The sequence below is a fragment of the Flavobacterium aquidurense genome (assembly GCF_031458035.1).
GTDB lineage: Bacteria > Bacteroidota > Bacteroidia > Flavobacteriales > Flavobacteriaceae > Flavobacterium > Flavobacterium aquidurense_C.
This window is the reverse complement of the sequence record NZ_JAVDXR010000001.1, coordinates 177815-192396: the sequence shown is the minus strand read 5'-3', so window position 1 is coordinate 192396 and position 14582 is coordinate 177815. Positions and strand designations below refer to the sequence as shown.

10 protein-coding genes and 1 riboswitch are annotated in these 14582 nt (G+C 34.4%); of the genes, 9 read left to right on the top strand and 1 reads right to left on the bottom strand.

What is annotated here, in order from left to right:
* Window positions 1-86: 86 nt before the first annotated feature.
* Window positions 87-1337 carry a methionine adenosyltransferase gene (gene metK, locus J2X17_RS00755; RefSeq protein ID WP_310293760.1) on the bottom strand — a complete coding sequence of 417 codons (1251 nt, stop codon included), beginning with the start codon at window positions 1335-1337 and terminating at the stop codon, window positions 87-89.
* 527 nt (window positions 1338-1864) lie between these two features.
* Between metK and J2X17_RS00750 the strand changes: the two genes are divergently transcribed.
* The 9 genes from J2X17_RS00750 to J2X17_RS00710 all read left to right on the top strand — a co-directional run bounded on the left by J2X17_RS00750 (window position 1865) and on the right by J2X17_RS00710 (window position 14378).
* Window positions 1865-4711, top strand: coding sequence for a TonB-dependent receptor plug domain-containing protein (locus J2X17_RS00750; protein ID WP_310293758.1), 2847 nt, complete (start codon window positions 1865-1867; stop codon window positions 4709-4711).
* A gap of 403 nt (window positions 4712-5114) precedes the next feature.
* Entirely contained in the window at window positions 5115-5300 is a 186-nt protein-coding gene (locus J2X17_RS00745) for a hypothetical protein (RefSeq protein WP_310293756.1), read from the top strand.
* Window positions 5301-5382: 82 nt separating this feature from the next.
* The gene (locus tag J2X17_RS00740; RefSeq protein ID WP_310293754.1) at window positions 5383-6687 is read left to right on the top strand and encodes an O-acetylhomoserine aminocarboxypropyltransferase/cysteine synthase family protein; all 1305 of its coding nucleotides are present in this window, start codon (window positions 5383-5385) and stop codon (window positions 6685-6687) included.
* Between the two features lie 195 nt (window positions 6688-6882).
* On the top strand, window positions 6883-7971 hold the full coding sequence (locus tag J2X17_RS00735; protein WP_310293752.1) for a homoserine dehydrogenase family protein: 1089 nt from the start codon (window positions 6883-6885) through the stop codon (window positions 7969-7971).
* 612 nt (window positions 7972-8583) lie between these two features.
* Window positions 8584-8787 (top strand): hypothetical protein, encoded by a 204-nt coding sequence (locus J2X17_RS00730; protein ID WP_310293750.1) that lies wholly within the window; start codon window positions 8584-8586, stop codon window positions 8785-8787.
* A 190-nt stretch (window positions 8788-8977) separates the two neighbouring features.
* A riboswitch (SAM riboswitch) is annotated at window positions 8978-9086 on the top strand.
* A gap of 72 nt (window positions 9087-9158) precedes the next feature.
* A complete protein-coding gene (locus tag J2X17_RS00725; RefSeq protein ID WP_409025234.1) occupies window positions 9159-10148 on the top strand; it encodes an alpha/beta fold hydrolase in 990 nt (329 codons plus the stop codon).
* 1 nt (window position 10149) lies between these two features.
* Window positions 10150-12564, top strand: a complete 2415-nt coding sequence (gene thrA / locus J2X17_RS00720; protein ID WP_310293746.1) for a bifunctional aspartate kinase/homoserine dehydrogenase I — start codon at window positions 10150-10152, stop codon at window positions 12562-12564.
* Between the two features lie 74 nt (window positions 12565-12638).
* Window positions 12639-13064, top strand: a complete 426-nt coding sequence (locus J2X17_RS00715) for an OsmC family protein (protein ID WP_310293744.1) — start codon at window positions 12639-12641, stop codon at window positions 13062-13064.
* A 141-nt stretch (window positions 13065-13205) separates the two neighbouring features.
* On the top strand, window positions 13206-14378 hold the full coding sequence (locus tag J2X17_RS00710; protein ID WP_310293742.1) for a trans-sulfuration enzyme family protein: 1173 nt from the start codon (window positions 13206-13208) through the stop codon (window positions 14376-14378).
* Window positions 14379-14582 lie beyond the last annotated feature (204 nt).

The window sequence follows — 14582 nt, the reverse complement described above, 5'->3', positions numbered from 1 at the left end:
TTTTCAATGAATAATTTATAGTGAAAGAAAAAGGGCTGTCTTAAAATATTAAGAAAGCCCTTTTTTTATATGAGATTCAGATTAAATTACAATCCAAATTCAGCTTTTACTTTGTCAACAAAATCAAGTTTTTCCCAAGTAAATAATTCAACTGTAACTGTTTTTTCGTTTCCTCCCGGAGCAGAAAATGTTTTAGTAACGACTTCTGGTTTACGACCCATGTGTCCGTAAGCAGCAGTTTCGCTATAAATTGGATTTCTTAATTTCAAACGTTGCTCGATAAAATAAGGGCGCATATCAAATAAAGACTCTACTTTTTTAGCAATTTCACCGTTTGTTAAGTTTACTTTTGATGTTCCGTAAGTATCAATAAAAATACCCATTGGCTCAGCAACTCCAATTGCGTAAGAAACCTGTACTAAGATTTCGTCAGCAACACCTGCAGCCACTAAGTTTTTAGCGATATGACGTGTAGCATAAGCGGCACTTCTGTCTACTTTACTCGGGTCTTTTCCAGAAAAAGCACCACCACCGTGAGCACCTTTTCCACCGTAAGTATCAACGATAATTTTTCTTCCTGTTAAACCAGTATCTCCGTGAGGTCCTCCAATAACAAATTTTCCTGTTGGGTTAATATGGTAGTTGATTTTATCATTAAATAAATGAGCGTGTGCTGGGTTTTTAGCGATAATTCTTGGAATCAAAATTTCGATAATGTCTTTTTTGATTTTAGCCAACATCGTAGCTTCTTCGTCAAAATCATCATGTTGAGTTGAGATTACGATAGCATCAATACGAGTTGGTTTGTTGTCATCGCTGTACTCTAAAGTGACCTGCGATTTAGCATCAGGACGCAAATAAGTGATTTCTTTATTTTCACGTCTTAAAATTGCTAATTCCTGTAATAATTTATGAGATAAATCAAGAGCCAATGGCATGTAGTTTTCAGTTTCGTTAGTTGCATAACCAAACATCATTCCCTGGTCACCTGCACCTTGCTCTTCTGGCTTAGCTCTGTCAACACCTTGATTAATATCTGCTGATTGCTCGTGAATTGCTGATAAAATTCCACAAGAATTAGCCTCAAACATGTACTCGCTTTTTGTATATCCAATTTTACGGATTACTTCACGGGCAATTTGCTGCACATCAAGATAGGTATTCGATTTTACTTCACCAGCCAAAATTACCTGACCAGTTGTAACTAAAGTTTCACATGCTACTTTTGAGTCAGCATCAAATGCTAAGAAGTTATCAATTAATGCATCCGAAATTTGATCTGCAACTTTGTCTGGATGCCCTTCACTAACAGATTCTGACGTAAATAAATAAGCCATAATAATTATTAAATTAAAATTAAGCGAGGAAAATAATTGCTAAAAAAGGCTAAAGGAGAGTTTCTGCTTTAGCATTTTTTACTACTGAAATCAATCTTTCAGTATTCATAACGAACCGTTTCATTATGAAGAGGTTGCAATCAGTTCAAATTTTTCCTCTGTATTCGCGTGCAAAGGTATAAAACCATTTTGATTTGCAAATTAAAGTTCTGTTTTTTTTAGTTTTATAAGTAGAAATTTAACATAACATACTAAATTGATAGGGTAATAGAAATTATTTTGGTATTTGTTTGGTCGATTAAAAAATAGTTCGCACATTTGCCTCATCAAAATAAAAGAAAAAATGAAATTAACAGTTTGCAATATGTCTTGTATGATGCCGGAGCCTTCCGCAGAGACGCTATTGTAGTTTATTTTCAAACATCATATAGAACCTCTGCACATCGCAGAGGTTTTTTTTTGTTCAAAAATCAAACAAAACTGTAAAACCTTTTTAAGCCAAAACATTAATTAATCAGAAAAAAGCAATGAAAAAAAATGTAGTAATCGTTTTAGGTCTTTTGACATTTTCAGGTATTTACGCACAAGAAAATAAAAAAGAGCAGGATACTTTAAAAAACAATGAATTATCAGAAGTAACAATCGTTGGATCAAGAAGTAAAAACAGAGTAAAAACAGATGTGCCGGTTCCGGTTGATGTTTTCAATATTTCTGAAATAACAAAAGGATCGCCACAGACCAGCATAACTCAAATTTTAAATTATGTTGCGCCATCGTTTACCAGTAATCCAACCTCAACTGCTGATGCTACCGATCACGTCGATCCAGCACAACTTCGAGGATTGGGACCAGATCAGGTATTGGTTTTAGTAAATGGAAAACGCAGGCATACAAGTGCTTTAGTAAACATAAACGGCTCACCTGGAAGAGGTTCAGTCGGAACGGATTTAAATGCTATTCCTTCTTTTGCAATTGAGAGAATCGAGGTTTTAAGAGATGGAGCGGCGGCACAATATGGTTCTGATGCTATTGCGGGCGTTATCAATATAGTCTTAAAAAAGAACGCCAATTATCTTTCAGGGGGTATTCAGTACGGAGCTAATTTATCTTCAGGATCTAATAATTTTGAAGGCGGATCTGATGGACAAACCTTGCAGGCAGATTTAAATTACGGAACTTCATTGGGTAAACCGGGAAGTTTCCTGAACATTACAGGAACAGCCGTAACAAGACAAGCGACCAGCAGAGCCGGAATCAGAAATAATGGTATTTTTAATGCCTATAACGCTGTCGAAAACAGAGCGGCTCAAAATGGTGTTGAAATCAATTCGCTTTTCAGCAATATTAACTCAACTCCAAATTCGGCACAAATTCTTACTTCACTAAAGCAATACGCTCCTCAGGTAAGTTATTTTACACCTGCTCAGCAAACTGCGATTTCTTCGGCAACGACGCTTGCGCAAATGCAGACTGCTTTGAATTTTGATGTAACCAATAATGAATTAGCATACAGAGGTCAGGACAGAACCGACTATAATATGAGCGTGGGGCAATCGGAATTGGCTTCCGGACAAGCTTATTTTAATGCTAAATATCCTTTAAATGAAACAACTGCTTTGTATTCTTTCGGAGGTGTTTCGTATAGAAATGGTAAATCATACGCTTTTAACCGACTTCCAAATGGTTCCGGAACTTTCACGCAAGTGTACGAAAACGGTTTTTTACCTGAGATAGAATCAGATGTATTAGATGCTTCTGCGGCTGTTGGAGTTACGACAGAGTTATTTGGATTTGACACTGATTTAAGTACGAATCTCGGAACAAACTCTTTTGAATATGGGGTAAATAATACTATCAATGCGACTTTGGGAGTGAATTCACCATTTAATTTTGACGCAGGAAAAGTTTCATTTCTGCAGAGTACAACCAATTTAGATTTTACTAAAAAGTATGATTTTTTGGCTGGATTGAATGTGGCTTTTGGTGGAGAGTTCAGATATGAAAACTATCAGATACAACAAGGTGAAGAAGCTTCTTATGGCTTATATGATGTTAATGGAGCTTTTGTTTCCGGAATTCTGCCAAGCAACTCGCCTTTAATTGTTACAGACTTTTTTGGTAACAAACGTGGAGCAGGAGCACAGGGTTTTTCTGGATTTCAGCCTTCAGATGCTAAAGAAAAAGACAGAAAAAGTGGTGCAGTTTATATTGATTTAGAATTAAATGCAAACGAAAACTGGCTTATAAATGGAGCTGCGCGTTACGAGAATTATTCGGATTTTGGAAGCACGGTTACTTTTAAATTGGCTTCTCTTTTAAAATTAAACGACAATATCAATTGGAGAATATCTGGTCAAACCGGATTTAGAGCGCCATCATTACAGCAAAAATATTTTGAAGCTAGTTCGACTCAATTTATAAATGGTTCGCCATATCAGGTGGGTTATTTCCCAAATGATTCGCAGGCGGCTCAAAGTATTGGAGTTGAAAATTTAAAACCAGAGAAATCTAAAAGTATCAGTACAGGATTTACGTTTAAGATTCCGGAGGCAAATATAACAATTGCAACAGATGCTTATTTCACCAGAATTGATGACCGAATTGTTTTAACAGGTCAATATTCAAGACCTACAGATGCTCAAATAGCTGCGGCAACATCTCCGGAACAAGCTGAGGCGCTGACATTGTTTCAACAGGCATTTGATGCAAAAGGTATAGAAAGAGCATCGTTCTGGACAAACGGAATCAACTCTGAAACGAAGGGAATTGACCTGGTAATTTCACAGAAATATGATGTAATTCCAGATTTCATTATCAGAAATGATCTTGCCTTGAGTTTTAATGAAACGAAAAGAGTAGGGGCTTTAAACGTACCGCAATCTATTATTGATGCTGGCGGAGAACCTTATAAATATTCGTTTTTTCCAGAGTCAAGCAGAGTTTATTTAGAAGAAGCGATTCCAAAATTGAAAGCTAATTTAATGACAACTTTCAGTATCAAAAAACTAGATATTTATTTAAGAAACAGCTATTTCGGAAAAGTTACTGATCCGGGAGCAACAGATGTAAATTTAGACGGATTTTCTTCAGTGTACGAACACCCGGAATACAGTGCAAAGTTGGTAACCGATTTATCTTTAGGATATCAGATTAATGAGCATTTTAGAGCTACAGTTGGGTTTAATAATATAGGAGATGTTTACCCGGACAGAAACAATCCGGCAACTCCTGCCTTTACAAATACAACACCAACTTTATCTCCTGCGCCAAGTACTGACTTAACGAATGCGAACCAGTTTGCCTATTCAAGAGCTGTATCACAGTTTGGATTAAACGGAAGATTTGGTTTTGCCCGTTTGAGTTTCAAATTTTAAAGATTAGGAAAATCGGCCACAGATTTATAGCGATTAAACGAATTAGCAGTGATTTCTTTAATCATTGTAATCCTTTAATCTGTGGCTAAACCAATACTATATAAGGTTGTTATGAAATTTTATTGTTAAATATCAATATTTGATTTGGTAGTTCGATAAATAGTTATTACATTTACCCTATCGAATTAGTCGAGTTTAAAAAAAAGAATTAAATTTTAAATTAAAATAAAAATGAAAACAATAGCAAGAACAGATATGATGTGTTGTAGTATGATGCAAATGTGCATCCAAACTTGCTGTTGCCAAAAGTAAAAGATAGAATCTTTGTTATAGTTAAACTATAAGCCCTTTTGGTTGCCATCCGAAAGGGCTTTTTTCATTTCAACATTTTAAACTTTAAATCATGAAAACATTAGATATAAATACAATCGCATTTCAGTACTTGTTGAGAACAGATTCTCAAAAAAATAATAAATCTGAAGAACCAACAAATGAAGCTGTAAGGTATAATCCTGAACAGCATATAAAGGATCAGAAATCTTTATTATTTCAAATGTATAATCTGGAAGAAGAGGATCTTTATGTTTAGGAGATGCAAATTCAATTTCAACGAAACAATTTCAATAACAATATATAATAAGTATTAACTAATATTTAAAAATTAAGAAATCATGAGTACACAAAAATTTGCAACAAACGCACTACACGCAGGACACGACGTAACAAAAAATGCAGGAACCAGAGCAGTGCCAATTTATCAGACATCGTCATACGTATTTAATAATGCAGATCATGCAGCTAATTTATTTGGTCTTGCCGAAGCCGGATTTATCTACACAAGATTAAATAATCCAACGAATGATGTTTTGGAACAACGGCTGGCAGCACTTGAAGGCGGAATCGCGGCGGTGGTTACGGCATCGGGAGCATCGGCAATTTCAACAACTTTGCTGACTTTGCTAAAAGCCGGTGATCATATTGTGGCTTCAAATAGTTTATATGGAGGAACTTATAATTTATTAAAAGTGACTTTGCCAAGATTAGGAATTACAACAACATTTGTAGATCCTTCAAAACCAGAAAATTTTACAAAAGCGGCTAAAGAAAATACGAGAGCTTTCTTTGTGGAGTCTTTAGGAAATCCAAAATTGGATGTTTTGGACTTGAAAGGAATTTCGGCGGAAGCCAAAAATTTCAAAGTTCCGTTTATTGTAGACAATACAGTAGCTACACCTTATTTATTAAACCCAATTGAGCACGGCGCGAATATTGTCATTCATTCTTTAACCAAATATATTTCCGGAAACGGAACTTCATTAGGAGGCGCAATTATCGATGCCGGAACTTTTGACTGGTCTAACGGAAAATTCCCTGAATTTACAGAGCCTTCAGCCGGATATCACGGTTTGGTTTATCATGAAGCTTTAGGAAATGCAGCCTTTATTGCAAAAGCAAGAATTGAAGGATTGCGTGATTTTGGGGCTGCATTGAGTCCGTTTAATGCTTTTCAGATTATTCAGGGATTAGAAACATTGCCTATCCGAATTAAAAAACATAGCGAAAATGCTTTGGCTTTAGCTTCTTGGCTGGAGAAACAAGAAGAAGTGGTTTGGGTAAATTATCCAGGATTGAAATCAAGTAAATATTACGATTTAGCACAGCAATATCTTTCTGAAGGACAAAGCGGAATTATCACTTTTGGATTAAAAGGGGGTTTCGAAGCGGCTAAAAAAGTTGTTAATGAAACGAAATTATTCTCGCTTTTGGCCAATATAGGAGATACGAAATCACTAATTATTCATCCTGCAAGTACGACGCATCAACAATTAACGGATCACGAACAATTAGAAACAGGAGTTTCGAAAGATTTGATCCGACTTTCAGTGGGAATCGAAGATATTGAAGATTTAATTGCTGATTTGAAAACGGTTTTCGAAAGTGTAACACATTCACAATACAGCATTAATAAGAATTAGAATTTGGTTTTTTTGTTTTTTGTTTGAAAAATTGCCTTTAGCAAGTGGTTTTGCTAGAGGTGATTTTTTATGATAAGAAATTCAACATAAAAGTTTTTTCACCATATAAGTTATATAAGTTCCTTTTAGCGTAAACACCTAACATAAAAACTTATATGACTTAAATGGTTCAAATTAACCTCAATACATTAAATTATGTCAAAGCTTAAAATAAATATCATTCTTTTCGGAATTGGAAATATAGGAAGCACGTTGATCAATCAGATTATCGAAAGTCAGGAGTTTTTTCTGCAAAGTAAAAATATTGATTTTCATTTCCCGATTATCACCAATTCTACGGTAGCTTTTTTTGAAAAAGAAGGTGTTGGATATGCCTGGGAAACAAATTTTGTGCAATTGGCAGTTCCTTTTAAAGTAGAAGATATTGTAGAATTTGCAAAAGAAAATGAATTCGAAAACCTGATTGCAGTTGATGCCACGGCGAGTGACGAATTGATCAGTCATTATAATACGTTAATTCAAAACGGATTTAATATAGTTGCCGTAAACAAAAAAGCCAATACACTGCCAATTGACCTTTATAAAGAAATTCGCGTAAATCTTAAAAAGTATGATAAAGAGTTTTTGTATGAAACCTCTGTGGATACGGGATTTCCGGTTTTACAGACTTTAAGGGATTTGTATTATTCAGGAGAAAAAGTAACCAAAATCAGGGGTGTATTTTCAGATAATCTGAGTTATGTTTTTAATCGATTTTCATCTGAAGAAACTACTATTTCATCTGTTCTGAAAGATGCCAGTTTACTTGGATTAATGCGTTCTACTTTTAAAGAAGATTTATCAGGAAATGACACCGCAAAAAAATTACTGATCCTGACAAGAGAAATCGGGAAGGATTTTGAGCTTTCGGATATAAAAATCAATTCCCTTATTCGGGAAGAACATCTGGCAAAAAACGGAATCCTTGATAAAGAATCTGTCGATAAATATTACAAAATTGCAAAAATCACTCAGGCAGATAATCATGTTTTGAGATATGTAGGAGAATTTGATGTAGAAAAAAACAAACTCGAAGTAAAATTAATCTCAGAACCAGCGACAAGTGCTATCGGACAATTGAAAGGTTCTGATACGATTTTCGAAATCTATACACAATCTTATGCAGGTGTTCCAATTGTGATTAAGAGTGCATCGGCGTGCAAGCAGGCAATTTCAAGAGGAATTATTACAGATATTTTGAAAGTAGCCGAGAAAATTAAAAACAAGGAAGCGGTTTGGCTGTAGTGGTTTTGTAATATTAATAGATTGTTCTTTGATAAATTGAAACAGAAAAATTAAGTTTTTATTTGTAGGTTTTAACTCTCATAAAGTAAAAATAGGTTTTTGTAAGATGTTTTTTAACGTTTAAATTGTGTTTTTTAACGATTTTTTAGATTAATTGCTTGATTATCACTTGGAATATTGAAAAAAATTTCGCACATTTGTAATACCTAAAAACTACCAAAAAAACAAAAATTTAGTTATCTAATAAGTTATGCAGATCGGATAAAACGGTTGAAATAAACTTCTTTTCTTGGAATATTATATAGAAGAAAAAGTAAGAATGTGTCAGCAGTTTCGAGAAGCTTATAAAAATAAACAAATGCAAGAATTTTTTAAAATAGCGAGCAAGTCACAACAGATGAATAAATCCCTACAGATGAACAAGATGTTTAACGTCGCACTTATTTGTGTACGCGTCTGTTGATACTAAAAGAATATATAAGTTGTAAAAAACTTAAACCCTTTTGGTATTCTGATCCAAAAGGGTTTTTTTATTCCATTTTGGTCGCCATAACAAAAAATTAAAGAAAAAATAAAGATTATAAAACGCAAACTAACATAAACTTAAATATCATGAGCACATTAAACTACTTAACTAAGACATTTTCTACATTGAAAGACTTGAGAGCAAAAAGAAATAATCCGCCACCACCAAAAAATGAATTGGTACATCCAAGATTCGGAATGACGGAGACCGATAAAAAAGAAGAGAAAAAAGAACCAAATTCTTTATTGTTTTTGATGTATTCAAAAGAGAATGAAACGCTTTTTATCTAAATCGAAAAGTATCATAAAATAGGGTAATACCTGCTTAATTTTACTGGGCAATTTGTTCGGTAATTTTTTGCGTATAATAAGTTTTAGTTTGAAGTATGTTCAAGAAATTGCGGAATCAGTTTCGATAAAATTTGTTTGTTAGAGAAATTAGTAGTTAATTTGCACCTTTAAGTTCAAAAACGTATTGAAAATGTTATAAAGAAAGGACGAGGGATTAGACCCGATGAATCCTTAGCAACCCTTCGTTAAATCGAAGAAGGTGCTGCATTCTACCACGCCCAAACGTGGAAAGATAACAACAAGAATTTTTCTAGTTTCACTCTAGACTTTCTTTCTAATATTTCCACATACAAATCAAAAATAAAAAAGATTTGAAATTGGAAAATATACCAAGTCCCATTATAATACAAGATTTCATCACCGAAAGTGGTGCACTTTATCCGTCATTACCTTTAAGTTTTACGCTTTCTGGATTGCCGTTGCATACTGCGCCTATTGTTTTGGTAAATCATGCATTAACTGGTAATGCTGAGGTTACAGGCAAAAATGGCTGGTGGAACGATTTAATTGGAGACGGAAAAACAATTGATACATCCAGATATACAATCCTTGCCTTTAATGTGCCAGGTAACGGAAACGACTCGTTTATAGTTGAAAATTACCAGGATTTTACCACAAGAGATATAGCACGCATTTTTATAAAAGGAATTCAGGCTTTAGCAATAGAGCAGGTTTTTGCGATCATTGGTGGTTCTGTTGGTGGGGGAATTGCTTGGGAAATCATTGCCCTGAAGCCAAATATTACCGAGCATTTAATTCCGATAGCAACCGACTGGAAATCGACCGACTGGATGATTGCCAATTGTTATTTGCAGGAACAGATTCTTAATAATTCTTCGAAACCGGTTGAAGATGCCAGAATTCACGCCATGCTGTGTTACCGTTCTCCTGAATCATTCAAAGAGAAATTTCAGCGTACCATTAATCAGGAACTTTTAATATTCAATATAGAAAGCTGGCTGGCGCACCACGGCGAAAAATTACAAAGGAGATACCAATTGTCATCTTATAAATTGATGAACCAATTGCTCAAAACCATAGATATAACTCGAAATAGTGAGAATTTCGAGACATTAATTTCTAAGACAAAGGCATCGATCCATATTATCGGAATCAATTCGGATTTGTTTTTTACACCAAAAGAAAACCTGGAGACTTTTCAGGAGATCAAAAAGTTTAAAGAAAATGTTTTTTACAGCGAAATAGATTCGGTTCACGGACATGACGCTTTTTTAATCGAGTACAAACAATTAGATCATTTACTTGCCGCTATTTTTAAGGCAGAAACAATAGAAAAATAAAATGAAAATATTAAAATTTGGAGGTAAATCGTTATCAAACGGAGAAGGGCTAAACAAAGTCGTTTCAATCATTTTAGACAAAGTAAATCAGGGAGAAAAAATAGCTGTTGTGGTTTCTGCCCGCGGAAACGCAACAGATGAATTAGAAGATATTTTACGAATTGCTGCTAAAAACGGTAATTACAAGCCTTTGTTAGAAAGTTTTAAAGCGTATCAGACCTCAGATTATCCGCAAGTTGATTTGTCAGAAGAATTTAATATTTTAGATAAACTTTTTGAAGGTGTTAGTTTAATTGGAGATTACAGCAATAAAATTAAAGATCAGATTTTATCTAAAGGCGAATTGCTTTCAGCTAAATTATTGACTTCAATTTTAATCGAAAAAGGTGTTCCTGCCAATTTTGTTGATACAAGAGAATTGCTTAAAACCGATTCTAAATTTGGAGATGCGCAGCCGTTAGAGCAGCTTTCTAAGAAAAACGTAATCAATTATTTCAAGCTTCATAATGGTTCTACGGTTAATATTGTTACCGGTTTTATCGGTTCAAACAATAATAATGATACGACTACTTTAGGAAGAAACGGAAGTAATTATACCGCTTCGTTAATTGCTAATTATTTAGATGCCGAGGAGCTTCAAAACTTCACGCATGTTGACGGAATCTATACAGCAAATCCGGATTTAGTTGCCGACGCCAAGAAAATCGAATATTTATCTTTTAATGAGGCAAACGAATTAGCAAATTTTGGAGCAACTATTTTGCATGCCAAAACTATTATTCCGCTGTTGGAAAAAAATATTCCGCTTCGTATTTTAAATACTTTCAACCATGAAAATCGCGGAACTTTAATTACTTCAGATTCGGCTAAAGAAGGAATCAAAACACTTTCTGTTCTTGAAAACGTTTCTTTAGTAAATCTTGAAGGCCGCGGATTGCTTGGAAAAGCCGGAGTCGATGCCCGAATTTTTAAAGTAATGGGCGACCATAATATCAGTGTGAGTATTATTTCGCAAGGTTCTTCTGAAAGAGGAATCGGGCTTGTTGTGGCAACTGATAAGGCTACTTTGGCTATGGTTGAGTTAGAAAAAGAGTTTGAAAACGACTTTTATTCTAAAGATGTAAATCAAATTACGGTGACAGATAATGTGTCTGTAATTTCGATTATTGGTCAGGATTTGAGCACTTTCCACAAGCCTTACACGGCATTAATCAAAAATAAAATTGTTCCGATTTTGTTTAACAACACCGTTACGGGTAAAAACGTGAGTTTGGTGGTAAAAAAATCAGAACTTAATAAAGCGTTAAACGTAATTCACGGGGAGATTTTTGGAGTTTCTAAAAAAATCAACATTGCAATTATAGGGCACGGTTTAGTAGGCGGAACTTTAATTAACCAAATATTAGAATCGGCTTCAGCCATTGAAAAAAGAAAAGATGTGAGACTGAATGTTTTCGCGATTGCCAATTCTAAAAAACTGCTTTTAAATAAAAATGGAGTAACTAAAGATTGGAAAAACGATATTCAGAATAAAGGTGAAGCATATACGATAAATGATATTATCGCTTACGCAGACGAGCATCATTTAGAGAATTTAATTGCGATTGACAATACAGCAAGTGCAAAATTCGTTGAAAATTATGTGCCTTTGGTAGAAAGCAGTTTCGACTTGATTTCTTCGAATAAAGTAGCCAACACTTTGAGTTATGGTTTTTATAAAGAATTGAGAAAAGCTCTTGCAGATAATCAAAAGAATTATTTATATGAAACTAATGTTGGTGCCGGTTTACCATTGATAGATACCATAAAATTACTGCATCTTTCAGGTGAAAACATCACAAAAATAAAAGGCGTTTTCTCAGGAACTTTGAGTTATTTATTCAATAATTTCTCTGCAAAAGATGTTCCGTTTAGCGAAATTTTAAAAGAAGCAATTGACAACGGATACACAGAACCGGATCCGCGTGAGGATTTGTGCGGAAATGATGTTGGAAGAAAATTATTGATTTTGGCTAGAGAATTAGATTTGCAGAATGAGTTTGAAGAAATCTCAATTCAGAATTTAATTCCGGAACATTTACGCGACGGCAATGTTTCTGATTTCCTAACCAAATTAAAAGAATTCGATCCGATTTATGAGAAAATCAAAGCCGATCAAAAACCAAATCACGTTTTAAGATACATTGGTGAATTGTCTGGAGATTTACAGAATGACAAAGGAATATTAGAAGTAAAATTAGTTTCAGTGCCTTCAGATACAGCTTTAGGCGGATTGAAAGGCTCAGATTCTTTCTTCGAAATTTACACAGAATCTTATGGCGATCGTCCAATCGTAATCCAAGGAGCCGGTGCAGGTTCTGCAGTTACAGCGAGAGGTGTTTTTGGAGATATTTTGAGATTGTCAGATAAAGGGTAAAAGTATTTTAGATTGCAGATTTTAGAGTTTAGATTTCTGATTTGAACTCAAACAAAAACAAAAAACAAAAAAAAATGAAAGTAACCTTAAACAGAGTAAACGACGCGTTTCATTTTAAAGTAAAAAATGAAAGAGGTCATGTGGTTGATGTTGACAGCAGAGCCGAATTTGGCGGAAGCGATTTAGGTGCAAGTCCGATGGAATTAGTATTGATGGGAGTTGCAGGATGCAGCGCTATTGATATGATTTCGATTTTGAAGAAACAGCGCCAGGAAATAACCTCATTTAATGCTGAGGTAGAAGGAACCCGAGTGCAAATTGACGAAGCAAAACCTTTTAAAGAAATTGATGTTATTTTTTATTTAGAAGGCGATATCAATCCTGAAAAAGCACAAAGAGCTGCACAGCTTTCTTTTGAGAAATATTGCTCAGTGGCGAAAACGGTTGAGCCGACAGCTACCATTAAATATAAAGTTGTCTTGAACAACGAAATTTTATAGAATTAGAAAATTAGTCAATTAGAGAATTAGATAATTTTTAAATTGGCAAAAAGACTCACTTGTTTACGTTTCAAATCATGGTTTTATGCATTGCAGAAACCTGAACCTTGAAACCTGAAACAAAAAAAACAAAAAATTAAAATGAACGAACAAGAATTTGGTTTTGAAACCCAAGCCATCCGTACACATTTAGAAAAAACACAATTTCAGGAACATTCAACTCCTTTGTATTTATCATCAAGTTTTGTATTTGAAGATGCAGAAGACATGAGAGCTTCATTCACAGAAGAAAAAATCCGCAATATTTACTCTCGTTTTAGCAACCCAAATACTACAGAATTTGTTGACAAAGTTTGCGCTATGGAAGGTGCCGAAGCAGGTTATGCCTTTGCAACCGGAATGGCGGCAATCTATTCTACGTTTGCAGGATTGCTTGAATCTGGTGATCATATTGTTTCTGCAGGAAGTGTTTTTGGCTCAACTCATGCGTTGTTTATGACTTATTTTCCGAAATGGAAGATTGAAACGTCCTATTTTGATATCAATAAACCGGAAACAATCGAAAGTTTTATTAAGCCAAATACTAAAATTTTATATGCTGAAACACCAACAAATCCTGGTGTCGATGTAATTGATTTGGAATTGTTAGGGCAAATTGCAAAAAAACATAATTTGATTTTAATCATTGACAACTGTTTTGCTACGCCGTACATTCAGCAGCCAATTAAATATGGTGCAGATATAGTAATTCATTCAGCAACAAAATTGATAGACGGACAAGGCCGTGTTTTAGGCGGAGTTGCGGTTGGAAATGCGGAATTGATTCGTAAAATATATTTGTTTTCAAGAAATACAGGACCTGCAATGTCGCCATTTAATGCGTGGGTTTTGTCTAAAAGCTTAGAGACTTTAGCTGTTCGTGTTGACAAACATTGCGAAAATGCTTTAAAAGTAGCAGAGTTTTTAGAAGGTCATCCGAATGTAGCGAGTGTGAAATATCCGTTTTTGAAATCACATCCAAAGTATGAGATTGCCAAAAAACAAATGCTTTTAGGCGGAAATATTATTGCCATTGAAATTAAAGGCGGACTTGAAGCAGGAAGAAAATTTTTGGACAAAATTAAATTATGTTCACTTTCTGCAAACATTGGTGACGTAAAAACTATTGTAACGCATCCGGCATCAACAACACACAGCAAATTATCTGTTGAAGAAAAGCTTGCGGTTGGAATTACAGAAGGTTTGGTGCGCGTTTCTGTAGGTCTGGAAACAGTAAAAGATGTTATTGCCGATTTAGATCAGGCACTTTCTTAATCAGTTTGAGATTTAAGAAACCACGATAATATTAAATGACGATTTTTGATAGTAAATGAATTGCTGTCAAAAATCGTCATTCTTTTTTAGTGTTTGTTTCGGTAAAAAATATAAATTTGTCAAAGAAGGCATGTTTCTATCTCTCACAAACTCAATCTTATGATGTGGGAAAAGAATAGAGCAAATAATATTTCCTTGTAAAAA

Bases quoted from the DNA above. Each gene is read 5' to 3' on its own strand.
- thrA (WP_310293746.1), top strand. From the start codon at position 10,150: ATGAAAATATTAAAATTTGGAGGTAAATCGTTATCAAACGGAGAAGGG.
- J2X17_RS00745 (WP_310293756.1), top strand. From the start codon at position 5,115: ATGAAAACATTAGATATAAATACAATCGCATTTCAGTACTTGTTGAGA.
- J2X17_RS00735 (WP_310293752.1), top strand. From the start codon at position 6,883: ATGTCAAAGCTTAAAATAAATATCATTCTTTTCGGAATTGGAAATATA.
- J2X17_RS00715 (WP_310293744.1), top strand. From the start codon at position 12,639: ATGAAAGTAACCTTAAACAGAGTAAACGACGCGTTTCATTTTAAAGTA.
- metK (WP_310293760.1), bottom strand. From the start codon at position 1,337: ATGGCTTATTTATTTACGTCAGAATCTGTTAGTGAAGGGCATCCAGAC.
- J2X17_RS00740 (WP_310293754.1), top strand. From the start codon at position 5,383: ATGAGTACACAAAAATTTGCAACAAACGCACTACACGCAGGACACGAC.
- J2X17_RS00730 (WP_310293750.1), top strand. From the start codon at position 8,584: ATGAGCACATTAAACTACTTAACTAAGACATTTTCTACATTGAAAGAC.
- J2X17_RS00710 (WP_310293742.1), top strand. From the start codon at position 13,206: ATGAACGAACAAGAATTTGGTTTTGAAACCCAAGCCATCCGTACACAT.
- J2X17_RS00750 (WP_310293758.1), top strand. From the start codon at position 1,865: ATGAAAAAAAATGTAGTAATCGTTTTAGGTCTTTTGACATTTTCAGGT.